This window comes from Saccharopolyspora sp. NPDC003752 (assembly GCF_053605825.1).
Genome location: NZ_JBSGJZ010000051.1, coordinates 23,765 through 49,341 on the forward strand (window position 1 = coordinate 23,765; position 25,577 = coordinate 49,341).

The 25,577-nt window shown below is 70.0% G+C and carries 25 protein-coding genes; 16 read left to right on the top strand and 9 right to left on the bottom strand.

Features of this window, described 5'->3' with window-relative positions:
* Positions 1-159: 159 nt before the first annotated feature.
* Complete coding sequence (locus ACWEV3_RS38275) at positions 160-633, bottom strand: MarR family winged helix-turn-helix transcriptional regulator (RefSeq protein WP_452618591.1); 474 nt, start codon at positions 631-633, stop codon at positions 160-162.
* A gap of 161 nt (positions 634-794) precedes the next feature.
* On the opposite strand from ACWEV3_RS38275, the gene wrbA reads away from it, so the two are divergent.
* The gene (wrbA, locus tag ACWEV3_RS38280) at positions 795-1,412 is read left to right on the top strand and encodes an NAD(P)H:quinone oxidoreductase (protein WP_452618592.1); all 618 of its coding nucleotides are present in this window, start codon (positions 795-797) and stop codon (positions 1,410-1,412) included.
* Between the two features lie 49 nt (positions 1,413-1,461).
* Here the strand turns inward: wrbA and ACWEV3_RS38285 are convergent, their stop codons facing one another.
* Entirely contained in the window at positions 1,462-2,121 is a 660-nt protein-coding gene (locus tag ACWEV3_RS38285; protein ID WP_452618593.1) for a 4'-phosphopantetheinyl transferase family protein, read from the bottom strand.
* A gap of 527 nt (positions 2,122-2,648) precedes the next feature.
* On the opposite strand from ACWEV3_RS38285, the gene ACWEV3_RS38290 reads away from it, so the two are divergent.
* The 7 genes from ACWEV3_RS38290 to ACWEV3_RS38320 all read left to right on the top strand — a co-directional run bounded on the left by ACWEV3_RS38290 (position 2,649) and on the right by ACWEV3_RS38320 (position 8,868).
* Entirely contained in the window at positions 2,649-3,509 is an 861-nt protein-coding gene (locus ACWEV3_RS38290) for an ABC transporter permease (RefSeq protein WP_452618594.1), read from the top strand.
* On the top strand, positions 3,482-4,219 hold the full coding sequence (locus ACWEV3_RS38295) for an ABC transporter ATP-binding protein (RefSeq protein ID WP_363810900.1): 738 nt from the start codon (positions 3,482-3,484) through the stop codon (positions 4,217-4,219). The genes ACWEV3_RS38290 and ACWEV3_RS38295 overlap by 28 nt, the downstream gene beginning before the upstream one ends.
* Positions 4,216-5,316 carry an LLM class flavin-dependent oxidoreductase gene (locus ACWEV3_RS38300; RefSeq protein ID WP_452618595.1) on the top strand — a complete coding sequence of 367 codons (1,101 nt, stop codon included), beginning with the start codon at positions 4,216-4,218 and terminating at the stop codon, positions 5,314-5,316. Before ACWEV3_RS38295 ends, ACWEV3_RS38300 begins: the two co-directional genes overlap by 4 nt.
* Before the next feature lie 109 nt (positions 5,317-5,425).
* The gene (locus tag ACWEV3_RS38305) at positions 5,426-6,238 is read left to right on the top strand and encodes a class II aldolase/adducin family protein (protein WP_452618596.1); all 813 of its coding nucleotides are present in this window, start codon (positions 5,426-5,428) and stop codon (positions 6,236-6,238) included.
* Positions 6,239-6,254: 16 nt separating this feature from the next.
* Positions 6,255-7,220, top strand: coding sequence for an ABC transporter substrate-binding protein (locus tag ACWEV3_RS38310; protein WP_452618597.1), 966 nt, complete (start codon positions 6,255-6,257; stop codon positions 7,218-7,220).
* Positions 7,221-7,337: 117 nt separating this feature from the next.
* Positions 7,338-8,369 (top strand): Rrf2 family transcriptional regulator, encoded by a 1,032-nt coding sequence (locus ACWEV3_RS38315; RefSeq protein ID WP_452618598.1) that lies wholly within the window; start codon positions 7,338-7,340, stop codon positions 8,367-8,369.
* A 16-nt stretch (positions 8,370-8,385) separates the two neighbouring features.
* A complete protein-coding gene (locus tag ACWEV3_RS38320) occupies positions 8,386-8,868 on the top strand; it encodes a cupin domain-containing protein (protein ID WP_452618599.1) in 483 nt (160 codons plus the stop codon).
* A gap of 175 nt (positions 8,869-9,043) precedes the next feature.
* On the opposite strand, the gene ACWEV3_RS38325 is transcribed toward ACWEV3_RS38320, so the two are convergent.
* Both ACWEV3_RS38325 and ACWEV3_RS38330 read right to left on the bottom strand, forming a co-directional pair.
* Complete coding sequence (locus tag ACWEV3_RS38325; protein ID WP_452618600.1) at positions 9,044-10,246, bottom strand: phospholipase D-like domain-containing protein; 1,203 nt, start codon at positions 10,244-10,246, stop codon at positions 9,044-9,046.
* 124 nt (positions 10,247-10,370) lie between these two features.
* Entirely contained in the window at positions 10,371-11,684 is a 1,314-nt protein-coding gene (locus ACWEV3_RS38330) for an MFS transporter (protein ID WP_452618601.1), read from the bottom strand.
* A gap of 158 nt (positions 11,685-11,842) precedes the next feature.
* On the opposite strand from ACWEV3_RS38330, the gene ACWEV3_RS38335 reads away from it, so the two are divergent.
* From ACWEV3_RS38335 to ACWEV3_RS38365, 7 genes are all read left to right on the top strand, one after another.
* A complete protein-coding gene (locus tag ACWEV3_RS38335; RefSeq protein ID WP_452618602.1) occupies positions 11,843-12,799 on the top strand; it encodes a DUF6772 family protein in 957 nt (318 codons plus the stop codon).
* A gap of 10 nt (positions 12,800-12,809) precedes the next feature.
* Positions 12,810-13,145 (top strand): DUF6385 domain-containing protein, encoded by a 336-nt coding sequence (locus ACWEV3_RS38340; RefSeq protein WP_358565785.1) that lies wholly within the window; start codon positions 12,810-12,812, stop codon positions 13,143-13,145.
* A 49-nt stretch (positions 13,146-13,194) separates the two neighbouring features.
* Positions 13,195-14,226: a LacI family DNA-binding transcriptional regulator gene (locus tag ACWEV3_RS38345; RefSeq protein ID WP_452618603.1), complete on the top strand. Its 1,032-nt coding sequence runs from the start codon at positions 13,195-13,197 to the stop codon at positions 14,224-14,226.
* 332 nt (positions 14,227-14,558) lie between these two features.
* Positions 14,559-14,960: a hypothetical protein gene (locus tag ACWEV3_RS38350; protein WP_452618604.1), complete on the top strand. Its 402-nt coding sequence runs from the start codon at positions 14,559-14,561 to the stop codon at positions 14,958-14,960.
* Between the two features lie 35 nt (positions 14,961-14,995).
* Positions 14,996-15,367, top strand: a complete 372-nt coding sequence (locus tag ACWEV3_RS38355) for a hypothetical protein (protein WP_452618605.1) — start codon at positions 14,996-14,998, stop codon at positions 15,365-15,367.
* Between the two features lie 38 nt (positions 15,368-15,405).
* Entirely contained in the window at positions 15,406-16,308 is a 903-nt protein-coding gene (locus ACWEV3_RS38360; protein WP_452618606.1) for an ATP-grasp domain-containing protein, read from the top strand.
* Between the two features lie 115 nt (positions 16,309-16,423).
* Positions 16,424-19,669 (top strand): carboxyl transferase domain-containing protein, encoded by a 3,246-nt coding sequence (locus ACWEV3_RS38365; protein WP_452618607.1) that lies wholly within the window; start codon positions 16,424-16,426, stop codon positions 19,667-19,669.
* Positions 19,670-19,743: 74 nt separating this feature from the next.
* Here ACWEV3_RS38365 and ACWEV3_RS38370 read toward each other — a convergent pair whose 3' ends face one another.
* Positions 19,744-20,124: a hypothetical protein gene (locus ACWEV3_RS38370; RefSeq protein WP_452618608.1), complete on the bottom strand. Its 381-nt coding sequence runs from the start codon at positions 20,122-20,124 to the stop codon at positions 19,744-19,746.
* A 205-nt stretch (positions 20,125-20,329) separates the two neighbouring features.
* Here ACWEV3_RS38370 and ACWEV3_RS38375 point away from each other — a divergent pair, with 205 nt between their 5' ends.
* Complete coding sequence (locus tag ACWEV3_RS38375; RefSeq protein ID WP_452618609.1) at positions 20,330-21,121, top strand: mechanosensitive ion channel family protein; 792 nt, start codon at positions 20,330-20,332, stop codon at positions 21,119-21,121.
* Between the two features lie 158 nt (positions 21,122-21,279).
* Here the strand turns inward: ACWEV3_RS38375 and ACWEV3_RS38380 are convergent, their stop codons facing one another.
* From ACWEV3_RS38380 to ACWEV3_RS38395, 4 genes are read right to left on the bottom strand one after another with little or no spacing between them, the layout of a single operon-like run.
* Positions 21,280-21,495, bottom strand: a complete 216-nt coding sequence (locus ACWEV3_RS38380; protein WP_452618610.1) for a biotin/lipoyl-binding carrier protein — start codon at positions 21,493-21,495, stop codon at positions 21,280-21,282.
* A gap of 15 nt (positions 21,496-21,510) precedes the next feature.
* Positions 21,511-22,833 (bottom strand): acetyl-CoA carboxylase biotin carboxylase subunit, encoded by a 1,323-nt coding sequence (locus tag ACWEV3_RS38385; RefSeq protein ID WP_452618611.1) that lies wholly within the window; start codon positions 22,831-22,833, stop codon positions 21,511-21,513.
* Complete coding sequence (locus tag ACWEV3_RS38390; protein ID WP_452618612.1) at positions 22,830-24,005, bottom strand: CaiB/BaiF CoA transferase family protein; 1,176 nt, start codon at positions 24,003-24,005, stop codon at positions 22,830-22,832. The genes ACWEV3_RS38385 and ACWEV3_RS38390 overlap by 4 nt, the downstream gene beginning before the upstream one ends.
* A gap of 16 nt (positions 24,006-24,021) precedes the next feature.
* On the bottom strand, positions 24,022-25,554 hold the full coding sequence (locus ACWEV3_RS38395) for an acyl-CoA carboxylase subunit beta (RefSeq protein WP_452618613.1): 1,533 nt from the start codon (positions 25,552-25,554) through the stop codon (positions 24,022-24,024).
* Positions 25,555-25,577 lie beyond the last annotated feature (23 nt).

Genomic DNA, 25,577 nt, shown 5'->3' on the forward strand with positions numbered 1-25,577 from the left:
GCAGGCCGGCAGCGGCGTGTCCACCGGTTACGACTTGGCCCCGGTCCACCTGTCGAACCGAAACGGCGCTCGGCGTGAGGGCGGGGTGGCGGTTTCGCGCGAAACCGCCACCCCGTCAGGTCTTCCCGGCGCGACCCCTCAGGCGGGATCGAGTCGGGTTCAGTCCGGCGCGTTGGCGGCGCGGAGGGTGCGCATGGCCTCGGCGAGGGCTGCCGAGTCGGCCTTGCCGAGCGGGGCCAGGACGCGCTTGCGAAGGATCTCGGCGCACGCCGCGCGGGAGCGCTCGGCGATGTCGCGGCCGTGGTCGGTGAGGACCGCGTAGGTGACCCGGCGGTCGGTATCGCACGGCTCGCGGCGGATCAGGTCGGCCTTGGCGAGGCGGTCGGCGACCTTGGTGAAGCCGCCGCTGCTCAGCGCCGCCTCGCGGGCGAGCTTGGTCATGGGCATCCGGTGGTCGGGCGTGCGGACCAGGCGGAGCAGGATGTCGAAGGAGGCCGGGGGGAGCCCGAAGTGCTCGCTGATCTCGGCCTCGATGTGCCCCTGCGTGACGTGGTAGCCCTCGATCACCAGTCCCCACCAGGTGATGATCTCGTCGTCATCGGTGCACGGATCCGGGCCGGTCTTGCTGTTCACCGGGATGCTCCCTCCTGCGATTGCGGCCCCACCAGTCTACCTGAAACAGCTCGCAAGGAAATCTCTTGCGCAGAAGATGCAGTCCGAGTATTGTCTTCCGTGGAAGAGATGAGCGACTGGTTCCGACGCAGCCGCCCAGCCCCTTGAATAGGAGTCCGACAGTGAGCACCCCCGTGAAGGTCAGCGTCATCTACTACTCGGCCACCGGAACCGGCACCGAGATCGCCAACACCCTGGCCGCCGAGGCCGAGGCGGCCGGCGCCGAGGTGCGGGTGCGGCGTGCCCCGGAGCTGGCGCCCGACGCGGCGATCGACAGCAACCCGGCGTGGCGCGCCAACGTCGAGGCCACCAAGCCCATCCCCGAGGCCACCCCGGACGACGTGGTGTGGGCCGACGCGGTGCTGTTCGGCTCGCCGACCCGCTTCGGCAACATCGCTTCGCAGCTCAAGCAGTTCATCGACACCCTCGGCGGCCAGTGGGCGCAGGGGCAGCTGGCGGACAAGGTCTACAGCGGCTTCACCTCCAGCTCGACCGCGCACGGCGGCCAGGAGTCGACGCTGCTGGCGCTGTACAACACGTTCCACCACTTCGGCGGCATCGTGGTCGCCCCGGGCTACACCGATGGCGCGAAGTTCGCCGACGGCAACCCGTACGGCACCAGTCACGTCGACGCCCAGGGTGCGAACAAGGTCGACGACGTCACCCGTGCGGCGGCTGCCGTCCAGGCGAAGCGGGTCGTGGCGGTCGCCAAGGCCCTCAAGGCCGGCGCCGGCGCCTGATCCATCTCGGGCCCAGGAATGAAGGGCGTCTCCCGTCGGGAGGCGCCCTTCACGTGTTCGACCGGGTCGCGGCGATGGCGGAGACGACGAGGCCGTCGCGGACCAGCCAGCGGCCGGTGAACGCCGTCAGCGGGCGGCCCGCCAGTTCCGCGCCCTCCTTGCGCAGGTGCGCGGTGAACGTTCCGGTGCCGAGTTCGAGCCGGGCGTCTTCGAAGCCGAGCCAGCGGCCGGTGATCGGATACCACGCCTTGTAGACGGTTTCCTTGCAGCTGAACAGGATCCGGTCCCAATGCGTGTCGGGCCGCGCCGCGGACAGCCGGGCCAGGTCGGCGCGTTCCGCTTCCAGGGACACGACGTTGAGCACGCCGTCGGGCAGCGGGGCGTGCGGCTCGGCATCGATGCCGACGGTGTGCACCTGCCCGGCGCGCGCGGCGACGGCGGCCCGGTAGCCGGCGCAGTGCGTGATGCTGCCGAGGATCCCGGCCGGCCACTGCGGCGCTCCGCGCTCGCCGCGCAGCAGGGGAGCGGGCGGCACGCCGAGCCGACTCAGCGCCTGGTGCGCGCACCACCGCCCGGTCGTGAACTCCCGGCGGCGCTTGTCCCGGGCGCGCGCGATCAGCGCTTCCTCTTCGGGGAACAGGACCACGTCCGGTGGATCGGCGAAGGCTTCGGCGGAGCTGACCTCGGCGGGCAGCAGTTCCTCGATCACGAACGGCCTCCAGGGCGCCTGCCCGCTCGCATCGCGATGACGGGTCGGCCCGACCCGCTGGAAAGTTCCGGCTGCACCGGTCCACGGTAGCGCCGGGCGAACCGCGCGAGGCGCCCGCGGGTCGTGCGAAGGACCTCCGCCGGTGCGGATCCGATCACAATCCCAATCCGTGGAGTTGGGTTTACACGATCCGGGTGTCCGGTTACGGTCTTGGGCATGATCCGGACAGCGGCCCTGACGACACGAGGTTACGTGGACTTCGTGCGCGTGTCCTCCGCACTCTGTTGCCGGTAACGGTTTTCTCCGCTTCTTCTTTTTCTCGCGCGTCGTAGCGCGACCGCTTGCAGCTTCGCCGGAGCTCCCCCGCACAGCGTCTCCGCTGGTCAACACCCGTGCCTGGTTTTCGTCGCCATAGCAGCGAAAAGTGCGCACGGCACCTGAGCAGCGGAACCGGGGCTCCGGTGATCCTCCAGCGCGGCCCATCCGTCGTGGCCGTGCTGCGCCCTCATGCCCGCCGGAGAGTGCAGATGACTGTATCCACCGAACGCGCGCCCACCGGCGCGCCGACCGATCGGGATCCGATCCCCGTCACCACCGTGCAAACCCGCACCGCGCGGCGCGAGAACCGCGTTCCCCGTTGGGTTTTCAAGCTGATCAGCCCGATCGCGCTGGTGGTGATCTGGCAGGTCCTCAGCAGCACCGGGGTGCTCAGCGACGACACCCTCGCCTCGCCCGCCACGGTCGCCGGGACCGCCGTGGAGATGTGGGACGAAGGGCGGTTGCAGGAGGCGATCGCCGCCTCGCTGCAACGCGTCGGCGCCGGCCTGGTGATCGGCGTCGTCGTCGCGATCGTGCTGGCGACCCTCTCCGGCCTGTTCCGGCGCGGCGAGGACCTCATCGACGCGCCGATGCAGATGCTGCGCACGGTGCCGGTGATCGGCCTCATCCCGCTGCTGATCATCTGGTTCGGCATCGGCGAGCAGCCCAAGATCGTGCTGATCGCGCTGGCCGTGACCTTCCCGCTGTACATGAACATCTACGGCGGCATCCGCAACGTCGACGCGGGCCTGGTGGAGGCGGCCAAGACGCTCGGGCTCGGCTGGTTCGCCCAGGTGCGGCACATCATCCTGCCCGCCGCGATGCCCAACGCCCTGGTGGGGCTGCGGTACTCGCTGGGTTCGGCGTGGCTGGCGCTGGTCTTCGGCGAGACGATCAACGCCACCGCGGGCATCGGCTACGAGATGAACATGGCCCGCGAGTTCTTCCAGACCGACGTGATCGTGGTCTGCCTGGTGCTGTACGCACTGCTCGGCCTCGTCGCCGATTTCATCGTCCGACTGCTGGAAAGGACCTTGCTGGCATGGCGACCGGCGTTCAGCGGAGCGTAGTGAAACCCGCCTCGGTGCGCGGCCTGAGCCGCCGCTTCGGCGACCGCACCGTGCTCGACGACCTCGACCTGGAGATCGAGCCCGGCCAGTTCGTGGCGTTGCTCGGCCCGAGCGGCTGCGGCAAGAGCACGCTGCTGCGGATCCTGGCCGACCTCGACCGCGAGGTGACCGGCGAGGTCGAGGTGGCCGTGCGGCGCGCGGTGGCGTTCCAGGCGCCGCGGCTGATGCCGTGGAAACGCGTGTGGCGCAACGTGATCCTCGGCCTGCCCGGCCGCCCGGACAAGAAGCGGGCGGTGGCCGCGCTGGAGGAGGTCGGCCTCGGCCACCGGGTGGACGTCTGGCCGAAGGTGCTCTCCGGCGGCGAGGCGCAGCGGGCGTCGCTGGCGCGTGCGCTGGTGCGCGAACCGGACCTGTTGTTGCTCGACGAGCCGTTCTCGGCGCTGGACGCGCTGACCCGCATCAAGGCGCAGCAGCTGGTCGGCGAGCTGTGGCAGCGCCACGGCTGCGCGATCTTGCTCGTCACGCACGACGTGGAGGAGGCGCTGCTGCTGGCCGACCGGGTGCTGGTGATGCGCGACGGCCGCATCGGCTACGACCAGGTGCTGGACCTGGACCGCCCGCGCGATGTCACCGACCCGGCCTTCCTGGCGCTGCGCGCGGAGTTGCTGTCCTGGCTGGGTGTCGGGACCGGAGAGGGGAGTTCGTCATGACCGTCGAGTTCATCGGGATGATCGGGGCGCAGCACGTCTCGGAGATCCACGCCGCGGACGGACCGGCGGTCAACCCGGCGTTCCTGCGGAAGTTCGCACAGGCGCACGAGGCGGCCGGGTTCGACCGGGTGCTGATCGGCTACGGGTCGAGCAGCCCGGAGAACACCCAGCTCGCCGCCCACGCCGCCGCGCACACCGAGCGGCTGGGCTTCCTGATCGCGCACCGCCCGGGCTTCGTGGCCCCGACGCTGGCGGCCCGCACCTTCGCCACCGCCGACCACCTCACCGGCGGCCGGATCGCGGTGCACATCATCACCGGCGGCAACGACGCGGACCAGCGCCGCGACGGCGACTACCTGGGCAAGGACGAGCGCTACGCGCGCACCGACGAGTACCTGGACGTCCTCCGCCGGGTGTGGGCCGCCGAGGAACCGGTGAGCCACGAGGGCGCGCACTACCGCTTCCAGGACTACAACGCCGCCGTCCGCCCGGTGCGGCAGTCCGGGATCCCGCTGTACTTCGGCGGTTCCTCGGAGGCCGCCCTGCGGGTCGGCGGCAAGCACGCCGACGTCTTCGCGATGTGGGGCGAGCCGCTGGCGCAGACCGCGGAGCAGATCGCCGCGGTCCGGAAGGCCGCCGCAGAAGTGGGGCGGTCGGAACCGCCGCGGATCAGCGTGTCGTTCCGGCCGATCCTGGGCGCGACCGAGGAGCAGGCGTGGGAGCGGGCGCACCGCATCCTCGACCGGATCAACGCAGCGCGCGGTGGGTTGGCGTCCTTCACCGGGCCCAAGACGCTGAACCCTGGCCAGCAGGTCGCCAACGTCGGTTCGCAGCGGCTCCTCGCCGCCGCAGCGGCGGGGGAGCTGCACGACCGTGCACTGTGGACACCCACGGCGGCGGCCACCAACGCGGCGGGTAACTCCACCGCACTGGTGGGTACCCCGGAGACGGTGGCGGCGGCGCTGCTGGACTACGTCGACATCGGCGTGACGACGCTGCTCATCCGCGGCTACGACCCGTTCGACGACGCGGTCGACTACGGCCGCGAGCTGATCCCGCTGGTCCGCCAGGAAGTCGCCCGCCGCGCCGCCGCCTGACCCGCGGTGCGGCGATTTCGCGCGAAATCGCCGCTTGCCAGGCGCGCCGAACGGTGATTTAGCGCGAAATCGCCATCGATCGGCGCCGAGACATCAGGAGGAGAACACCATGACCACCGTCGCAGCCGGGGGATCCGAGTTCGCCCGATCGCTTTCCCCACGGCAGAACAGCTTCCCCGCCCGCCCGGTCTTCGACGACGTCGAGGACGAACGCCGGTTCCGCAAGCAGCGGCTGGCCGCGGCGCTGCGGATCTTCGGCAAGCTCGGCTACAACGAGGGCGCCGCCGGGCACATCACGGTCCGCGATCCCGAACTGCCGGACCACTTCTGGGTCAACCCGCTGGGCCGGGCCTTCAGCCGGATCAAGGCGTCCGAGCTGCTGCTGGTCAACCACGACGGCGAGATCGTGCACGGGGACCTCCCGGTGAACCAGGCCGCGTTCGCCATCCACTCGCAGATCCACCAGGCCCGCCCGGACGTCGACGCGGCCGCGCACAGCCACTCCGTCTGGGGCAAGGCGCTCGCCGCGCTGGGCACCGAACTGCTGCCCATCTCGCAGGACAGCGCCCAGTTCTACGAGGACAACGTGATCGTGCCGGACTTCTCCGGGGTCGTGCTCGACCTGGAGGAGGGCCGCCGGATCGCCGCGACGCTCGGGCAGCGCAGGCTGGCGATCCTGGCCAACCACGGGCTGCTCACCGTCGGCCGGAGCCTGGAGGAGGCGGTGTCGCTGTACGTGGCCGCCGAGCGGAACTCGAAGGTGCAGGTTGTCGCCCAGGCGGCCGGGCAGCTGCAGCTGATCCCGCACGAGATCGCGCGGCACACCAGGCAGCAGTACCAGCAGCACCGCGACCCGGGCTGGGTGACCTTCGCCCCGCTCTTCGAAGAGATCGTGCACGAGCAGCCGGATCTGCTCGACTGAGACTGGAGACAACGGAGTGCGTACGACCAGAATCCTGGTGTCGGTGCTGGCCGCGGTGCTGCTCGCCGTGGCCGGCTGCGCCGGGGGCAGCTCGCCCAAGTCGCTGTCCGACGTGACCCTGGTGCTCGGTGACCAGGCCGGCGGGCTGCGAGCCAGGGTGGAAGCGTCCGGGGCGTTCGAGGACGCCCCGTACAAGATCCGCTGGGCCAACTTCCAAGGCGCGGCACCGCTTTTCGAGGCCATGCGCTCCGGCGACGTGGACACCGCGACCGCCGCGGACGCGCCCACCGTGCAGGCCATCGCCGGCGGCGTGCCGGCGCGACCGGCCGTGGCGACCGCGGCGTCCCCGTCATCGACGGCGATCATCGTGCCGCCGGGCTCGCCGATCCGCACCGTGGCCGACCTGCGCGGCAAGCACCTCGTGGTGTCCACCGCGCCGGGCAGCGTCTCGCACTACACCGCGCTCGGAGCGCTGGAGGAGGCCGGGCTGACGCAGCAGGACGTGCAGATCACCTTCAGCCTGCCGACCGACGCGCAAGCGGGCTTCAGCGCCGGGCACATCGACGCCTGGGCGACCTTCGACCCGTACCTGTCGATCGCGGAGCACGCCGGGGCCCGGGTGATCCGCGACGGCCAGGGCATCAACGGCCGAAACGGCATCCTGTCGGTGTCCACGGCGTCGGCTGCCGATCCGCTCAAGCGCGAGGCGCTGGCCGACGCGATGCGGCGGTTCGAGGTGGCGTGGCGGTGGAGCGACGAGAATCCCGAGGAGTACCAGCGCGTCTACGAGAAGCTGACGTCGCTGGACCCGCCGGTGGCGCACCAGATCCTGACCCGGACCAAGCAGGAGGTGCGGCCGTTGACCGATGATGTGGTCGCCGACCTGCAGGCCGTGGCGGATCGCTACCTCCAGGCGGGCGTGCTGCGCGAGAAGGTGGACGTGGCGAAGGTCTGCGAGCGGGATCTGTACCCCGGCAAGTGAATCCTTGTTCTGTTTAAGAAGCGGCGGCAGCCGCTTGCGGTGTGGGACTCGACTTGTTCCGCTACCTGCACCGCCACGCAAGCCGCTTTCGAAACAGTTCAGTGAGAGGAGCCTGAGATGACCCGGAACTGGGAGCCGGACGGGCCTTGCCGCGGCACCGTGGTGGTGCTGCCGGGCAGGGGCGAGAACCCCGCCGTCTACCAGCGCTTCGGCCGGCGGCTGTCCGCGGACGGCTACGCCGTGGTGGTGCCGGACCCGCACACCGATCCCGAGACGTGGTTCCGGCCCGGGGCGGCGCGGTTCCTGGCCGGCACCGATGCCGGGGCGCTGCGCGCCTGGGCGCTCGCGCTGGAGGTCGAGGTGGACGGCCTGGTCCTGGCGGGCACCCCGCTCGCGCAGGGGCAGCAGCCCACCGGCCGGGACGAGGAGATCGGGGTGCGCACGTCGTGCCCGGTGCACCGCGAACTGCTGGAGAACGATCCGGAGTTCCAGTGGGGCCGGTTGACCGACGACGTCCCCGAGCCGCCGAAGCGGCTACCGGACGTGCCGACCCTGCTGCTGCACGGCGATGCGGACACGCTCGCGCCGGTCGCCCCGGTGACCTCGCTGGCGGCCAAGCACCCGCAGAGCTCGGTGGCGGTGTTCAAGGACGGCGTGCACGACATCCTCAACGACAAGTTCCACCGGAGCGTGGCCGCACGCATCGTGCTGTTCTGCGAGGAGGTCGCCAAGGGCGCGGTGCTGCTGCCCGAGACGCCGGCCGCGCCGCGGGCCCGCCGGTCGGCCCCGGTGCACATCTCGGCGCGCACCGACTACTCGGTGCGGGCGCTGCGCGACCTGGCGGGCAGCGGCCCCGAGCCGGTCAAGTGCGAGGTCATCGCCCGGCGGCAGGGCATCCCGCTGAACTCGCTGGTCAACCTGATGATCGAGCTGCGGCGGGCCGGGCTGGTCACCAGCCAGCGCGGCTGCGACGGGGGTTACTCGCTGGCGCGACCGGCCGGCGAAATCACGATCGGCGAGGTTGTGCGCGCGGTGGAGGGTGGGGTTACCTCGGTGCACAACGATTCACCCGGCGCCGAGGTGTGGCGCGAACTCGGCCGGCAGGTCGGCGAGTTCCTCGACGGGGTGCCGCTGGTCGGCGATCGGTGAACAAGGAAGGATCCTGATGACCCAGCACGACGCGTTCCACCCGGATCTCTCGACCCGGGTGTCCGAGGAGCAGCGCCGCTCGCTGCGCACCCGGCTGCACCACGTCCGGGCCGCCGATCTGGACAACAAGACTGCGCAGACGGAGGGCATGCGGCGGCTCGCGGCGATCAGCGGCGACCTGGTCGGCTCGGAGCGGATCTGGATGGGCGAGACGCACGTCGGCCCGTCGACGGCCTCGGACAACCACCACCACGGTGAGTCGGAGACGGCGATCTACGTGGTCAGCGGCCACCCGGAGTTCGTCTTCCACGACGGCGCCGAGGAGGTGCGGATCAAGACGGAGCCGGGCGACTACATCTTCGTGCCGCCGTTCGTCCCGCACCGCGAGGAGAACCCGGACCCGAACGACCCGGCGGAGGTAGTGATCGCCCGCAGCACGCAGGAGGCGATCGTGGTCAACCTCCCGGAGCTCTACCACCTGGAGCCGGGGGAGAGCTGATCGCGTCTCCGGCCACCTCGTCGACCGCCCGCTTGCCGACGCCCATGCAGGGCGGTGCGCGGTGCCGTCCCCGCCGGCTGATCCGGTTACGTGTCGAGGCACGCCACGGGGGACGTGCCCTCCTACCGCGGAGGGCACGTCCCGCAGCCGGGTCGATCGCGCGACCGAGGCGGCGTCACTCGGCCCGTTCGGCGACGCTGAACATCCGGTCGAAGGCGGCCGAGTACGCCGCGACCATGGCGGGTTGGTGCAACGTGAGGGTGGCCTCGTCGTTGCGGCGCAGCGACGTGTGCGTCCAGTTCTGGCTGCCGGTGGTCACCCAGCCGGCGGCAGCGCCGTCGCGGCCGTGGTCGACCACGACGTACTTGGAGTGGACGGTGCCGGGCAAGGTACCGCTCTTCAGCTCGCGGACCTCGATAGCGGGCGTGGCGTCGATCAGTGCCTGCCCCTCGGGTTCAAGGCTGCCGTGGACCATGCGGACCTGGCAACCGGCGTTGGACAGGCGGACCAGCTGTTCCACCGCGGCCAGGCGGGTGTCGTCGATCTCGGACATCCCCACGCTGATCCGGGTGGCCGGCGTGCAGCGGACACGTGCGAGTTGCTCGGCGACGGGGTCCCCCTGGGGTACTGGCGAGAAGTACACGTCGACCGGGCCCTCGGGCATGCCGGTGTGGAAGGTCCCCGTGGTGGCGGGCGTGCGCTTCTCCGCAGCGAGTTCGCTGAAGTACCGGTCGTACACGCGGTAGAGCTGCGGGTTGTCCCGCAGGACGACGGCGTTGTTCCAGTAGGTCTGCGAGTTGACGTCGGTGAGGTTGGACGACGACTGCATCACCACGTTCCGCTGCCCTCCCGTCTCGGAGAAGAGCGCGAACTTGTTGTGGTTTCCCTTGGTGCCCAGGCAGGAGGAGGTGTTGCCCTCCGGCGAGACGTTGCTGCACACGTGGAGCCAGGAGGGCTGCTCCTGATCGGTGCCGAGTTCCGCCAGGATGGCCTGCGCCGGGGGTTTGTCGTCCTGCCAGCCGTCGAGCACCATTTGGATCTGGATGCCGCGACGGTGAGCGTCGCCGAGCACCTCGGCGAAGTCGGCCCCCGCCTTGCCGCTCACCACGAAGTGGGCGATCCGGATCCGGGATCCGGCCGGTGCCTGCTTGATGAGCGAGCACAGCTGGCTCATGATCGTCGCCGGTTCGCCGGCCGCAGGGTCGTTGAACACGGCCGTGGTTCGCACGGGTGCCTCTTCGGCGTTCGTGCAGGCCTTCATCGGGTCGTTCTCCACTGTGGCCGCCGGTGCGCTGAGCCGGGCCGGATCCGGAGTTGCTGCCGCGGTGGAGAAGCCACCGGTTCCAGTGGCCGCCGTGATGGCCAAACCGGTGGACAAGCAGAGCATTTTGAGGCGTGACACGGACACTCCCTCGTGCATCGGGGATGCTGCGAGCAGAACTTAAGTGCTTCCGATGAACCAAAGTGGACGTCGAGGTGGCCGATGGGCGCTTCTCGCCGAGTCAGTTGGCGGAACGTCCGCGACCAGCGGTCGCTGCTGCGGCGCGCTGTTCGCGCAGGTGTTCCGGCTCCACGACCAGCAGAGCGCCGAGTGTGGAAAGCAGGCAGAGCGCCGCACACAGAACGACGATGCTCCAGTAGCCGGCGGTCCACTCGCTCAGCTGCGCCGCGACGAACGGCAGGCAGCCGCCGACCACCGCGCCGACGAGTTCACGGCTGAAGGTGACTCCGGTGTAGCGGTATCGCACGTCGAAGAGCTCGGACAGCATCGTCGCCTGGGAGGCGAGGGTCAGGTCGTTGCAGAGCGTGAACACCAGGACGAAGGCGGCCCACACCAGCACCGGGGTGCCGGTGTCGAGCATGACGAAGAAGGGGTAGAACATCGCCGCGCCGGCGACCGAGCCGGTGATCATCACCGGCCGCCGGCCGAACCGGTCGCACAGCCATCCCGCGGTGGGTACGGTCACCAGCTTGACCAGGTTGGCGATGACGATGCCGGTGAGCCCGATCCACGCCGGTGCGCCGACGTTCTTGGCCAGGTAGGTCAGCGCGTAGACCGACGGCACGTAGCTGATGACGTTCGGCGCGACGCTGATGAGCATGCCTGCGAAGACCTGACGGCGGGAGGTCGTCAGCAGGTCGCGCAGCGGCGTCCGGGAGACGCCGTAGTCCTCCTTGGCTTCGTCGAATTCGGGGCTGTCGGAGATCTTCAGGCGGATGAGCAGGCCGGCGACCCCGATGAAGCAGCTGATCAGGAAGGGAATTCGCCAGCCGAAGGAGAGGAACTGCTCTTCGGACATGACCGCGGCGGTCAGCCCGAAGGCGCCCGTGGCGATCAGCGCCCCGACCGCGTTGCCGAGCGTCGGAGCGCTGGCGTTCAGACCTCGTGAGCGGCGGTCGGCGTGCTCGGCCGACATCAGCATCGCGCCGGCGTATTCGCCACCCGCGCCGATGCCTTGCAGGACGCGGAGGGCGATGAGCAGGACGGGCGCAGCGACGCCGATGCTCGCATAGCTGGGCAGGCAGCCGATCAGCGTTGAGGAAACCGCCATCAGCACGAGCGTCAGGAACAACATGGTCCTGCGTCCGATGCGGTCGCCCATGATGCCGATGAGCACGCCCCCGACCGGGCGGGCGAGGAAGCCGACCGCGAAGGTCGCCAGCGAGGACAACGTGGCGGCGAAGCCGTCGCCCGCCGGGAAGAACACGGCCGGGAACACGAGTGCGGCGGCCGTGCCGTAGAGGGAGAAGTCGTACCACTCCAGAGCTGTGCCGATCGTGGAAGCGACCGTCGCTCGGCTGATTCTTCGTGCCATCGAGTACCTCACGTAGCGGTGCGGAAGAGCTCTAAACGTTCATGTTGATCGATGAGAGTACGGATGGACATCATGCAGAACAAGGGATTAGCTTCTCATTCGTCGACATGAACGTTAATGTTGATGGCGCTTCGAACACGACACGAGATGGAGATCAGATGACCACCGCCTCAGTTCGGCGGGAGGGCGCCCAGCGCCCCTTTCCTCCTGGGCACGACGTGGAGCTGTCCAAGTTCAACCCGCTGCCTCGCGTCCTCTGCTACGACAAGTTCGACTCGGGCACGCATGGGTGGACCGAGCTCCTCGGCAACTACGACGGCACCGGTGATCTCGACACGGTCGACGACCACATGTGGGACTTCCGCCCGCCGCAGTTGTCCACGTGCTCGTTCTTCGACGTGGGTACGCACGGCACTCTCAGTGGGGACTACGCGCTCAAGCTCGCCACCCGTCCGCACAAGGGGCACACGGCCGTCGCCATCCGCCGGCTGACGATGGCCGGGCGGGGACTGGTGCAGATCGAGACCCACTTCGCGTTCAAGGCGGAGGCGAACGTCGGCGCGCCGAGGCGGTCGGCGCAGGCGGTGAGCTGGGACGGCAACCACCACCCCTCGGAGGCGGAGTTCGGCGCGTTCACCGTGGCGACCGACATCTGCGCCGACAACGGGGTGCGCTACCACAACGTCGCTCGTTACCAGAACACCAACATGGACAACGAGATGACCCAGCGGTGGATGTACCCCACCGTGCCCGAGCCGACCCCGAGGGACCACTTCGAGGGCAAGTTCGCGCTGCCCTACGCCAGCGACTTCACCGCGCCGGACCCGAACGACTGGCGCACCTTCGGTGAGCCCCTCGACCTGTGCGTCAACGAGGTCCCGACCAAGATCAACTGGCACTACCTGCGCTGGCAGATCGACACCGAGTCCAGGACGAACGTCGAACTGCAGATCAACGACAAGATCATGGACATGCGGGACGTCCCGGTCCCGGTGTACCCGGATCGGTACCGGACGCTGGACAACCTGCTGAACTTCTACTTCTCCGTGCGCACCCACGCCGATGTCCGGAACTTCCTGTTCCTCGACTCGGTCCTCATCTCGGTGGACTGGTGACATGCTGACGATGCGATCAACGACGACGGCGGTTCTGGAACGCAAGGCCAAGGTGCGCACGTCGTTCACCACCGAGCCCTACGAGCTGCCGTGGGCCGCCGAGGCTCGCTTCTTCGTCCACGCGCTGGAATTCGACGGGGACGATACGAGTCTGGAGTTCATCACGCAGATCTCGCCGGACGGCTTGCACTGGTGCGATCTCGACGACGTGCAGCACCGGGTGGACTCGGTCGGTGTCACCAGCTGGCTGGTCACCGGGTTCGGCCAGTGGCTGCGGCTAAGCTGTCGAGTGACCGGTCCGGAGCCGGCCGCGACGGTGCGGATCTACCTGGTCGGCAAGAGCTGATCAGCGGGCGGGGTTTGGTGCAGGGGAGTTCATGGTTCGTTCGCGGCGCGTGACGCTTCAGGATGTTGCCGACAAGGTCGGTCTGTCGGTCAACACGGTCTCGCGCGCGCTCGCCGGCAAGAGCCAGGTGAGTGAACAGACCCGCAACGCCATCCGGGCCGAAGCCAGCCGGCTCGGCTACGTCCCCAACAGCCACGCCCGCTCGCTCGTGTCCGGCCGGACGATGGTCATCGGCCTGGTCATCACCAATCCCTCCAACCCGTTCTACGCCGCGTTGATCTCGGCCGTGGAGCAGCGCTGCCGCAGGTCCGGCTATTCGGTGCTGCTGTTGGTCACCGAGGAGTCGGAGGGGAACGAGGGGGAGGCGGTCCAGCAGCTGCTGACCTACGGCGTCGATGGAATCATCGGGATTCCGGTGCAGGACAAGGGCGACAGCTGGTCCCGGCTGGCGGCCGCGAAGGTCCCCGTGGTCTTCGTCAGCCGGGACATCCCCGAGTTCGGCTTCGACTTCGTGGGCATCGATGCCGGAACCGGGATCGCCGATGCCGTCGAGCGAGTTTCCGGTGGGATCGCCCGGGCTTGGCTGTTCGAAGAGGACCTGCGGATCAGCACGACGGAGGCGCGGATCGCCGGGTTCCGCCGTGCGCTGGAATCCGCTGAGATCGATCAGCAGCGCTCGCTGGTGATCAAGGTGCAGACCCGGCGCACGGCGGGCGCGAGCCTGCCGTGGCGGCCGGACGACGCGTACCAGATGGCGGCGAACCTGATCACCGCGCAGAACTTCCCCGATCTCATCGTCGCGGGCAACGACTACTTCGCGCTCGGAATTCTCAAGGCGTTGCGGGAATGCGGCCTGACCGTGCCGGACGACGTGATGGTCGTGGGGTACGGCGACCACCCGTTCGCGGCGTACCTGGAGCCCGCTTTGACAACGCTCCGGCTGCCCGCGGAGGAAGTGGGTGCCACCGCCGTGGACTACCTGCTCGAACGCATCGCCGATCCGGCCGGACCGCGCAAGACCCGGTTGCTCAGCCCCGAGCTGGTGGAGCGAGGTTCAACCCGGCGCCCGCGGTCCGCTTAGCTCCCTGAGCGTTCTACCACCTGGAGCGGGGAGGAGTTGACGCGTGCGGGTGGTCGGGGGCCGGCTCGGGCCACCGCTCCTGGTCGACCACGCGGTGTGGTCGGCCGATGTGGAACGAGGTCGCGTTCGGCGCGAGTCGTCACGTGCGGTGGCCGACCGTTGCTTTTCTGGCGCAAACACGGGGCTTTCTCGACCAATCGGGCATTTCGGGTGTACTGGTCCGGGTTTACGATGGTCTCGACCCCAGGTGCGGACGGCCGTAGTCGCCGCGGGGTGGCGCTGTGGCCAGCATCCCGCTCTGGGAGTCGTGCAAGCGTCCCAGGGGGATCGTCATGAGCGCGCAGAAGACCAACGAACTTTCGGAACTGTTGGAGCGGCTCGACAAGCAGTCTTCCGACCTGTGGAAGCGAGTCGTGCTGGAAGGGCGGCCGGTGAGCCGCGATGACGGCAACATCCACCTCGCGATCGAATCGGGCGTCGTCGCCATCCCGGTGAAGGAGATCGAGGAGCTCCACCCGATCTTCGGCAGGGCGGAGGCGGTGACGGTCGTGGTCCGCAACGCCGACCACATCGAATACCTGCGGCGAACGGAGGATTTCGCGAAGGACGCCGCCGTCACCGCGAGCGATTCCGACGGCGCGGTGCTGCGGGCGATGCGCTGCGGCGACACCGCGACCTGCACGTCGGCGCAGGGGTACGACGCCACCGACGACTACTGCTGCAGGCCGATGTGAACTCATCGTCTCCGCTCCGGAGGTGGCTCGAACGCGTGCCGCGCGCGGACCGGCGAACGTCGTGCCGGCTGGACGGAATCCTGCTCGGCGCACCGTCCGGGATGCTGCGCATCGTGGTCGGGGACCTGTGCCTGGACCTGGATCCGGCCGATCTGGTTGCCATCGCGGAAGTTCCGGCTCCCGGCGAGCCCTCGCCGCGCTTCGGCATCCGCGTGCGGCTCGAACTCCGCCGCGGCGCCGGACTGTGGGGGGTGTCGCCGGGCGCGGCCTACCTGAACTGGTTGTTCCCGGCGCGCCGGCCGTTCGCCATCGCCTGCCGGACCTCGGTCGACGAGGTTCCTGCGGACCGATTCCGCGCCAGGGAAAGGGAATTCCTCCGGCGGCACGGGCTGGATCCGCCCCGGTGATCCTCGTCGTTTCCAGTCCGCACGATGTACATGCGCGCGTGGTCGAGGATCGCCTCCGGCGGCGCGGGAAGCCGGTGGCCATCCTCGACATGAGCACTCTCGCGGCGGACGAATTCCTCTCGTATCCGATAGGCCACGCGGGCGTCGCTCCGCGCATCACCGCCGCCGATGGGCGCGTGGTCGATTTCGGGGACGTCGAGGCGATTTGGTACCGGCGGTTCCACGAGCTCGCCATTCCGCCGGACGTCGGCGACGCGGATGACCGGGCGTTCGTGCGGCACGAGTGGCAGGACGCCCTCAACGGCATCTTCCTCGGCCTGAAATGCCGCAGCATCAACCCACTTCTGGGGCAGCTCGCCGCGACGAAACCCAGGCAGCTGGAACTGGCGCGGCGAACGGGCCTCCGCGTTCCCGAAACGCTGATCACCAACGATCCGGATCGTCTCGAAGGCTTCCTCGAACGCCACCGCGGGCGGGTCGTCCACAAGGCCATGAGCGCCCCGGCGAACCACTTCGTCGACACCCGGCGCTGGGCTGATGCGGACCGAGCGGCGCTGCCCGATCTCCCGCTCGCGCCGACGATCTTCCAGGAGGAGATCACCGGCCCCAGCGACGTGCGCGTCACCGTGGTCGGCGGCCAGGTCTTCGCCGCGCGCATCGACACGGCCGAGGGACGATCGGACCTGGACTCCCGGCTCGACCTGGACGCTCCGTGCCACCCGCACGCGTTGCCGCCAGAAGTGCGCGAGCGGCTGCTCGGCCTGATGCGCGCGCTCGGCCTCTGCTTCGGCACCGTCGACCTGAAGATCACCGAGCAGGGCGAGCACGTCTTCTTCGAGGTGAACCCGCAGGGCCAGTTCCTCTACATCGAGATCCTGACAGGGCTGGGGATCAGTTCCGCGATGGCCGGGCTCCTCGCCGGCGACCGGCGCAGCGCCTGACCCGTCCCGGTGTTGACACCCGCCTGGTTCTTCACCAGGCTGGGCGCCAGTAACCGACTGGTCGGTATGCGTCGGTGCGGTCCGGTAGGCGCAGTGCGGCGCGGAGGAGGCGTGGATGGGCATCGGGGAGCCGTTCGGGACGTTGCTGGTCGCGAACCGGGGCGAGATCGCGTTGCGGGTCTTCCGCGCCGCAGCGGTGCTGGGCATCGGCACGGTCGGCGTGCACGCGGCGGATGACGCCGACTCGCTGCACGTGGCCCGCTGCGACGAGGCCGTGCCGCTGCCCGAGAACGGCGCCGCCGCCTACCTCGACGTCGCCGCGATCATCGAAGCGGCCCGCAAGACCGGCGCCCAGGCCATCCACCCCGGATACGGGTTCCTCTCGGAGAACCCCGCCCTGGCCGGGGCCTGCGCCGACGCGGGCATCGCGTTCGTCGGCCCGGACCCGGGCGCGCTGGAGCTCTTCGGCGACAAGGCGAAGGCCCGCGCGCTCGCCACCGAACTGGACATCCCGACGCTGCCCGGCACGGCGGTGGCGACGCTCGCCGACATGGAACGCTTCCTGGACACCCTCGAACCGGACCTCTCGCACGGGCGCAGCGCGGCGGTGATCAAGGCCGTCGCCGGTGGTGGCGGCCGGGGCATGCGCGTGGTGCGCGGCCGGGACGAGCTCGCCGGGGCGTACCGGGCCTGCGAGGCGGAGGCGCTCGCCGCGTTCGGCTCCGGAGAGCTCTACATCGAACGGCTGCTCACCGACGCCCGGCACATCGAGGTCCAGGTGATCGGCGACGGCCAGGAGGTCGCGCACTTCTGGGACCGCGACTGCAGCGTGCAGCGGCGGCACCAGAAGCTGATCGAGGTCGCGCCCGCCCAAGGGCTCGACCGGCAGCTGCGGCAGAACGTGCTGCAGGCCGCGACCCGGCTGGTCGGCGCCGCCGGCTACCGGGGCGTGGCGACCGTGGAATTCCTGGTCGGCGGCCAGGAATTCTTCTTCATGGAGGTCAATCCGCGGCTGCAGGTGGAGCACACCGTCACCGAGGAGGTGCTCGGCCTGGACCTGGTGCGCAGTCAGCTGGAGATCGCCGCCGGCGCGAGCCTCGCCGGCCTCGGTCTCGACCAGGATCGAGTGCCGTGCCCGCGCGGCAGTGCGATCCAGATCCGGATCAACGCCGAGACGATGACCGCCGACGGGCAGGTCCTGCCGCAGTCGGGTGTCCTCGATCGGTTCGAGATGCCGGCGGGGCGCGGCATTCGCGTCGACACGGCTGGCTATCCGGGATACCGCACCAACCCGGGTTTCGACTCCCTGCTGGCCAAGATCGTGGTGCACGACGCGGCGGGGTTCACGGCGGCCCGCAGGCTGGCGGTCCATGCGCTCGACGAGATGCAGATCACCGGTGTCGCCACGAATCTCACGCTGCAGCAGGCGATCCTGCGCTCCGACGAGTTCGCCGCCGGACGCTGCTCGACGTCCTATGTGGACAGCAATCGCGCCGAGCTGCTGGAGGCCGCGCCGAACGCCGTGCCGGACGCGCCCCTCGGCGCCACCGTCGCGCCGATGAGCGGCTCGGTCGTCGCGGTGGAGGTGGCGCTCGGCGACGTGGTCGCGCGCGGGCAGGTCGTGATGGTGCTGGAAGCGATGAAGATGCAGCACGTCATCCGCGCGGAAAGCGGCGGCGCGGTGACGCAGGTCCGCTTCCGGGAAGGCGACGTGGTCGATGCCGGGGAACCGGTGGTGATCGTCTCCGGCAACGACGAGCCCGGCGTGGCCGACCTCGCGGACGAGCGCATCGACCCCGATCACGTCCGGCCCGACCTGGCCCGCGTGCTGGAGCGGAAGAGCCTGTGGGCCGACGAGAGCCGGCCCGAAGCGGTGCGCAAACGCCACTCGCGAGGCATGCGCACCGCGCGTGAGAACGTGGCCGACCTGGTCGACGAGGGAACCTTCACCGAGTACGGCGGCTTCGCCATCGCGGCGCAGCGCAAGCGCCGCGAGCTCGACGACCTGCTGCACAACACGCCCGCCGACGGCATGATCACCGGCGTCGGCCAGGTCAACGGCGCGCAGTTCGGGCCGGAGCGCAGCACCTGCGCGGTGCTCGCCTACGACTACACCGTGCTGGCGGGCACGCAGGGCTACTTCAACCACCGCAAGACCGACCGGATCCTGGAGATCGCGCGGCAGCGGCAGTACCCGGTGGTGCTGTTCGCCGAGGGCGGCGGCGGCCGGCCGGGCGACGTCGACATCCCCAAGGGCGGCGGCCTGATCACCCCGTCGTTCCTGGCGCTGGGCGAGCTCAGCGGGCGGGTTCCGACGGTCGGCATCGCGGCGGGCCGCTGCTACGCGGGCAACGCCGCGCTGCTGGGCACCTGCGACGTGGTGATCGCGACCCGCGACGCCAACATCGGCATGGGCGGCCCGGCGATGATCGAGGGCGGCGGGCTCGGCGTGTTCGCCCCCGAGGAGATCGGCCCGATCGACGTGCAGACGGCCAACGGTGTGGTCGACGTGGCGGTCGACGACGAGGCGGAAGCGGTCGCGGTCGCCAAGCGCTACCTGTCCTACTTCCAGGGCGATGTCGCCGACTACTCCGAGCCGGACCAGCGCGGACTGCGCCACGTGGTGCCGGAGAACCGCAAGCGCGCCTACGACGTGCACGCCGCGATCGACATCCTCTGCGACGAGGGCTCGGTGCTGGAGCTGCGGCCGGAGTTCGGGCGCTGCACGATCACCGCGCTGGTGCGCATCGCGGGCCGGCCGATGGGGCTGATCGCGAACAACCCGATGGTGCTCGGCGGTGCGATCGACGCCGATGGCGGCGACAAGCTGGCGCGGATGCTGCAACTGTGCGAGGTGTTCGGGCTGCCGGTGGTTTCGCTCTGCGACACACCGGGATTCATGGTCGGCCCGGAGTCGGAGAAGACGGCGACGGTGCGGCACTTCGGCCGGATGTTCGTGCACGGTGCGCGCCTGACGGTGCCGATGGCGACGGTGGTGCTGCGCAAGAGCTACGGCCTCGGCGCGATGGCCATGGCGGGCGGCACGATGACCAAACCGGCGCTGACGGTGGCGTGGCCGAGCGGCGAGGTCGGCGGCATGGGCCTGGAAGGCGCGGTGCGCCTGGGCTTCCGCCGCGAGCTGGAGGCGATCGCCGACCCGGAGCAGCGCCAGCGGCGCTACGAAGAGCTGGTGGCCCAGATGTACGAGACGGGCAGCGCGATCAACACGGCGATGCACCTGGAGATCGACGACGTCATCGACCCGGCCGACACCCGGGACCTCCTCCTGCGCGCCCTCCCGCCGGTAGCGCGAGCGGGCTGGACCAACCCCCAGGCCCGAGCCGTCGTCGACGCCTGGTGAACATCGATTGTCGCAGTTCGGCGTGCTGCGATCCGCCAGTTGATCTGCGACGTTCGGCTGCCACCGGAGGTGCGTCACTCGGCTTGGGAAATTGAGGTTTCAGCGATCCGTCGACTGGCCATTGACACCGGTTCGAGTTGATCGTTGCGGGGTGGGACGGTGGTCCCGCCTGGCGGGGATCGTCGCGGCGTTTGACGGGGCGATGCGAACTGGGATGGTTGCACCGGCCGGATCGCGCTTCGCTCGGGCGTGCGATGGAACTCGTGTTCCTGCCACAGGTGGAACAGCTCGTAGGCGATGAGCCGGGCTAATGCCTCGTCCAGCTCGAACAGTCGTCCGCGCAGTACGGCGGCGTGCGCCGCGTCGGGGGTTTGCTTCTCCTCTGCGGACCACCGGGCGCGCAGCAATTCGAGCGCGTCGACCGTGGCGGCGTAAGGGTGCTCCACTCCCACCACGTGCCTCTCCAGAGTGCAGCGAGTTGCTGAGAGCACTGGCATAGCACGCTTGCGGGTGAGCGAGCAAAAGGGTCTTTCTCCGGGACACCGTGTCGTAAACGACGGATCGCGATCTCGATCGCTGCTTCCTCCCCAGCTTGAGCGGTCCGTTTGGGCGATCCGCAATCGGGGGAGCCTACGGTGGAATCGAGGGAAGGGGGTAGACATGTCTCTTGCCCAAGCACCGGGAGGAATCATCCCGACTCTGCTCAGCGGTCTGCAGGCATTCGTCCAGTTCATTCCGGTTCTGATCGGTGCGCTGGTGATCCTGCTGATCGGTTACATCATCGGGAAGCTGTTGCAGAAGGGCGTCGCGAAGCTGCTGCAGAAGTCCGGGGTGGACAGAAGGATGCAGGACACGCAGGTCGGCGGCTGGCTTGAACGGGGTGGCAGCAGGCTAACCGTCTCCCAGCTGACCGGCCGGGTGGTGTTCTGGCTGATCTTCATCTTCGCGCTGGTCACCGCGATCGGGGCGCTCGGGATCGCCTCCGTGACGACGTTCATGAACCAGGTCCTTGCCTACCTGCCGAACGTGATCGCCGCTATTGCCATCGTCGTGGTGGCCGGACTCGTCGCCGGGGCGGTCGGCGGACTCGCGCGCCGCACCATGGGGCAGACCCCCACCGGCAAAGTCGTCGCTGCGGCGGGTCCAGCCTTGGTCATGGGCATCGCGGTGTTCATGGTGCTCACACAACTCGGCATCGCGCCGGAAATCGTGGTGATCACCTACACGGGCATGATCGGTGCCCTCGCGTTGGGCCTCGCGCTGGCCTTCGGCCTCGGCGGTAGGGAGATCGCCGCGGAGATGCTCCGCACCGGCTACCGAAAGGTGCAGCGGGACCAGCAGGTCGAAGCCGCCCGGGAACCCACGGCCACCCCGTCGGGCGATACTGGCTGGAGCACCACATCCGCCAGCACTCAAACCGAAAAGTCCAAACCAGCGACAACCGACCATTGAACGCTCGAATCCCAGTGCGACCGCGAGGGCCGGCGGAACCCACAGCCGAAAGCTAGCTGCCGCCGGGTTCGGGCCCCGGTGAGCGGCAGGCTCCGACCGGGGCGGGCGTGCGGGGCATCCTCGGTCGAGAGTGCCCCCGCACACCGGAGCTCACCAGTTCACTCCGCGGCGATGACGGCGATGAGGTCGCCTTCGTTGACCGCGTCGCCTTCGGCTACCGCCACGCGGGTCACCACCCCGTCGGTTTCGCTGAGCACCGGGATCTCCATCTTCATCGATTCCAGGACGGCCAGCTCCTGATCCGCCTTGACCGCCGTTCCCTCGGTCACCAGCACCTTCCAGACGTTGGCGACCATTTCGGCCTTGATCTCCATGTTGTTCCCTTCAGGTCAGCGGGCGGCGATGATCCGGTCGACCACGCCGGTGTCGTAGTTCCCGGAGACGAACTCCGGGGAATCCAGCACTTCGGCCAGGAACGGCAGGTTGCACTTCGGGCCGCGCACGACGAACTCCTCGACCGCCCGCCGCGCCCGGGCCAGGGCGTCCGCGCGGTCGGCGCCGTGCACCACGATCTTCGCCAGCAGCGGGTCGAAGTGCGGGCTCACCTCGGTGTGCGCCGCGTAGCCCGACTCGACCCGCACCCCGGCCGGCTCGGTCCACCCGGTGATCCGCCCGGGCCGGGGCAGGAAGCGGACCGGGTCCTCGGCGTAGAGCCGCAGCTCGACGGCATGCCCGCGCGGCGCGGGGAAGTCCGCCGGGACGTCCGCTCCTGCGGCGATCCGCAGCTGCAGCTCCACCAGGTCCACGCCGTGCACCTCCTCGGTGATCGGGTGCTCGACCTGCAGCCTGGTGTTCACCTCCAGGAAGAAGAACTCTCCCGTGCCGGGATCGAGCAGGAACTCCACGGTGCCCGCGTTGCGGTACCCGACGCTCTCGGCCGCCCGGACCGCGGCCGCGCACAGCCGGGAGCGCAGCGCGGCATCCACGGCTGGGGAAGGGCATTCCTCCACGACCTTCTGGTGCCGCCGCTGCACGGAGCAGTCCCGCTCGCCGAACGCGCGCACCGAGCCGTCGGGCATGCCGACGACCTGCACCTCCACGTGCCGGGCGCGCGGCACGTACCGCTCCAGCAGGATCCGGGCGTCGCCGAACGCGCTCCCGCCCCGCGACAGCGCGGTCCGCACCGAGCGTTCCAGGGATCCGGCATCGCGAGCGACGCCCATCCCGATGCCGCCGCCACCCGAAACGGCCTTGACCATCAACGGAAAGCCCAGCTCCGAAGCGGCGGCGTCGGCTTCGGCGGCCGACGCGATCCCGGAGCTGCCCGGCAGCACCGGAACCCCGGCCGACGCCATGTGCGCCCGCGCCGCCGCCTTGTCGGCGAGCAGCTCCATCGCCTCCGGTGACGGACCGACCCAGACCAGGCCCGCTGCTGCGCAGCGGCGGGCGAATTCCGGGTTCTCCGACAGGAATCCGTAGCCCGGATGCAGCGCCGTCGCCCCGGTCTTCCGCGCCACCGCGAGGATCGCCTCCGCCGAGAGGAAGTCGCGCGGCGAGTCCAGCGGGACCGCCTCGTCGGCCTCGGCGACGTAGGGCAGCCCGGTGTCCACTTCGGAATGGATCGCGATGGTCCGCACCCCGAGCCGGTGGGCGGTCCGGATGATCCGCCGCGCGATCTCGCCCCGGTTGGCCACCAGCAGGCCGTCGATCACGAGGCCCTCCCGGTGACGTTGTCCCGGTGCAGCGCGCTGATCCGCTCCGCCGAGTACCCGAGTTGCGCCAGCACCTCGTCGGTGTGCTCGCCCAGCCCCGGCGGGCGTTCGGGGGAGCGGGCCGGGGTGTCCGCCAGCCGCAGCGCCGGGCCGGGCACCGTCGCGTGCACGCCGTCGCGCAACGGCACCTCCACCGCGATGCCCCGGGCCTGGACCTGCGGATCCGACACCAGATCGGCCACCGACCGCACCGGCCCGCACACCACCCCGTCGGCCTGCAGCGCCGCCACGACCTCGGCCTTCGTGCGGCCCCGGGTCCACTCGACGACCTGCGCGTCGATCCGCTCGCGCTCCCGCACCCGCCAGCCGCTCTCGGCCGCCTCCTGCTCCGCCCACTCCGGGTGGCCGAGCAGGGCGCTGAAGGACTCCCACATCTTCGGCGTGATCGGCGCGATGTACACCCAGCCGTCGCCGGCGGGGTACAGCCCGGAGTAGTTCGTCGGCAGCGCCGAACCCCACCGCGTCGGCTCGCCGATGCCCGCCGCCGCGACCGAGAGGTGGTGCGCCAGCAGCGGGACCATCGAATCCAGCATGCCCACGTCGATCAGCTGGCCCCGGCCGGTGCGCTCCCGCGCCAGCAGGCCGAGCATGGCCGCCATCGCCGCCTGCATGCCGGTGACGTTGTCGGCGACGAACGGCCCCGCGATGGTCGGCGCGCCGTCGGGCTCGCCGGTCATGTCGGCCAGCCCGCTCATCGCCTGGATGATGCCGTCGTAGGCCACCCACGACGAATACGGCCCGGTGCGGCCGAATCCGGTGATGTGCACCATCACGGCCCGCGGGTTGATCCGGTGCACCTCGTCGAAGCCGAAACCGAGCCGGTCCGGCACGCCGTTGGCGTAGTTGGTCACCAGCACGTCGGCCCGCCCGATCAGCTCGTGCAGGACCTCCTTGCCCTGCTCGCTGCGCAGGTCGAGGGCGATGGCGCGCTTGGTGCGGTTGTTCGCGGCGAAGTAGAGGCTGTCGCCGTCGTGGACCGGCTGGGCGCGGCGCCCCATCTCGCCGTCCGGCGGCTCGACCTTGATCACCTCGGCCCCGTGGTCGGCGAGGATCTGGCAGCACTGCGGTCCGGCGATGTAGTGCGCGATCTCCAGCACGCGCACCCCGCTCATGGCGCTGATCATCACGTCACCCCCGGAAATGCCAGCTAGAAGGGCCTGCGGCGCGCAGCGGTGCGGCCAGTTCGGCGAACTCGCACAGCAGCGGTCTCGTGTCGCGGGGGTCGATGATCTCCTCGATGTTGAACGCCTCCGCCGTGCGGAACGGGGAGCGGATCGCGTTCATCTTTTCGGTGATCTCGTCCAGCAGCGCCTGCCGGTCCTCGGCGGCGTCCAGGTCGGCCCGGTACGCGGCCTCGACGCCGCCCTCGATGGGCAGCGAGCCCCAGTCCGCCGACGGCCACGCGTAGCGGTAGTGCACCCGCGCGGCGTTGGTGTGCGCGGCGCCCGCGACGCCGAAGACCTTGCGCAGGATCACCGACGCCCACGGCACCTTCGCCTGGTAGACGGCGTTGAGCGCGCGCACGCCGTATCGCATGGTGCCCGCCTTCTCGGCCTCCACGCCGATGACGAAGCCGGGCTGGTCCACCAGGTGCACCACCGGCAGGTGGAACGTCTCGGCGAGGTCCACCAGCCACTCGATCTTGCGGCTGGAGTCGGCGGTCATGCCGCCGCCGTAGACCATCGGGTCGCTGGCCAGCACCGCCACCGGCCAGCCGTTCAGCCGCGCCAGGCCGCCGACCGCCGACCGGCCGAAACCCCTGCCCAGTTCCAGGAACGAGCCCTGGTCCACCACGGCGTTGATGATCGGGCGGATGCGGTAGGGGCGGCGCCGGTCGCGGGGGATGGCCTCGATCAGCCAGTCCTCGCGGCGCTCGGTGTCGTCGCCGCACTCCGCGCGCGGCGGCAGCTGGTGCACCGACGGCGGCAGGTAGGACAGGAAGCGGCGGGTGCGGTCGAAGGCCTCCTTCTCGGAGTCGACCACGTCGAACACCACGCCGTTGCGGCCGTGGATGTCGCTGCCGCCCAGCTCCTCCTTGGTGACGGCCTGCCCCAGCCGTGCCACCAGCGGCGGCCCGGCGGCGAAGACCTGCGAGATGCCACGCACCATCACCGAGTAGTGGCTGGCGGCCACCCGCGCGGCGCCGAGCCCGGCGACCGAGCCCAGCGCCAGCGCCACCACCGGGATGGTGCCCAGGTTCGCCGCGACCCACTCCCAGCCCGGGTTGGCCGGGACGTAGGTGCGGCCGATGGTCTCCAGCGAGCGGATCGAACCGCCGCCGCCGGTGCCGTCGACCAGCCGCACCAGCGGGATCTGCAGCTCGTTGGCCAGCTGTTCGGCCATGATCTGCTTCTCCCGGATCGAGGCGTCCGACGCGCCGCCGCGCACCGTGAAGTCGTCGCCGCCGACCACGACCGGCCTGGCGTCCAGCCGCCCGCGGCCGAACACGAAGTTCGCGGGCTGGAACGCGCCGTCCGGCTGGAACTTCCCGGCGATGCCGCCGATCTCGTGGAAGCTGCCGGGATCCAGCAGCTCGTCGATGCGTTCCCGGACGGTCAGCTTGCCGTGGTCGTGCTGCCGCTTGACCTTCTCCGGCCCGCCCATGCGCTGCGCGAGCTCCTCGCGCCGCCGCAGTTCGTCGATTTCCGGCTGCCAGGACAATGTCCCTCCAAAGTGGTCACGTG

What these genes read in the sequence shown, in the direction of transcription:
- ACWEV3_RS38335 (WP_452618602.1), top strand. Translation starts at nt 11,843, where the DNA reads ATGACCACCGCCTCAGTTCGGCGGGAGGGCGCCCAGCGCCCCTTTCCT.
- ACWEV3_RS38365 (WP_452618607.1), top strand. Translation starts at nt 16,424, where the DNA reads ATGGGCATCGGGGAGCCGTTCGGGACGTTGCTGGTCGCGAACCGGGGC.
- ACWEV3_RS38300 (WP_452618595.1), top strand. Translation starts at nt 4,216, where the DNA reads ATGACCGTCGAGTTCATCGGGATGATCGGGGCGCAGCACGTCTCGGAG.
- ACWEV3_RS38330 (WP_452618601.1), bottom strand. Translation starts at nt 11,684, where the DNA reads ATGGCACGAAGAATCAGCCGAGCGACGGTCGCTTCCACGATCGGCACA.
- ACWEV3_RS38295 (WP_363810900.1), top strand. Translation starts at nt 3,482, where the DNA reads ATGGCGACCGGCGTTCAGCGGAGCGTAGTGAAACCCGCCTCGGTGCGC.
- ACWEV3_RS38320 (WP_452618599.1), top strand. Translation starts at nt 8,386, where the DNA reads ATGACCCAGCACGACGCGTTCCACCCGGATCTCTCGACCCGGGTGTCC.
- ACWEV3_RS38375 (WP_452618609.1), top strand. Translation starts at nt 20,330, where the DNA reads ATGTCTCTTGCCCAAGCACCGGGAGGAATCATCCCGACTCTGCTCAGC.
- ACWEV3_RS38340 (WP_358565785.1), top strand. Translation starts at nt 12,810, where the DNA reads ATGCGATCAACGACGACGGCGGTTCTGGAACGCAAGGCCAAGGTGCGC.
- ACWEV3_RS38380 (WP_452618610.1), bottom strand. Translation starts at nt 21,495, where the DNA reads ATGGAGATCAAGGCCGAAATGGTCGCCAACGTCTGGAAGGTGCTGGTG.
- ACWEV3_RS38350 (WP_452618604.1), top strand. Translation starts at nt 14,559, where the DNA reads ATGAGCGCGCAGAAGACCAACGAACTTTCGGAACTGTTGGAGCGGCTC.
- ACWEV3_RS38290 (WP_452618594.1), top strand. Translation starts at nt 2,649, where the DNA reads ATGACTGTATCCACCGAACGCGCGCCCACCGGCGCGCCGACCGATCGG.
- ACWEV3_RS38315 (WP_452618598.1), top strand. Translation starts at nt 7,338, where the DNA reads ATGACCCGGAACTGGGAGCCGGACGGGCCTTGCCGCGGCACCGTGGTG.
- ACWEV3_RS38390 (WP_452618612.1), bottom strand. Translation starts at nt 24,005, where the DNA reads ATGAGCGGGGTGCGCGTGCTGGAGATCGCGCACTACATCGCCGGACCG.
- ACWEV3_RS38305 (WP_452618596.1), top strand. Translation starts at nt 5,426, where the DNA reads ATGACCACCGTCGCAGCCGGGGGATCCGAGTTCGCCCGATCGCTTTCC.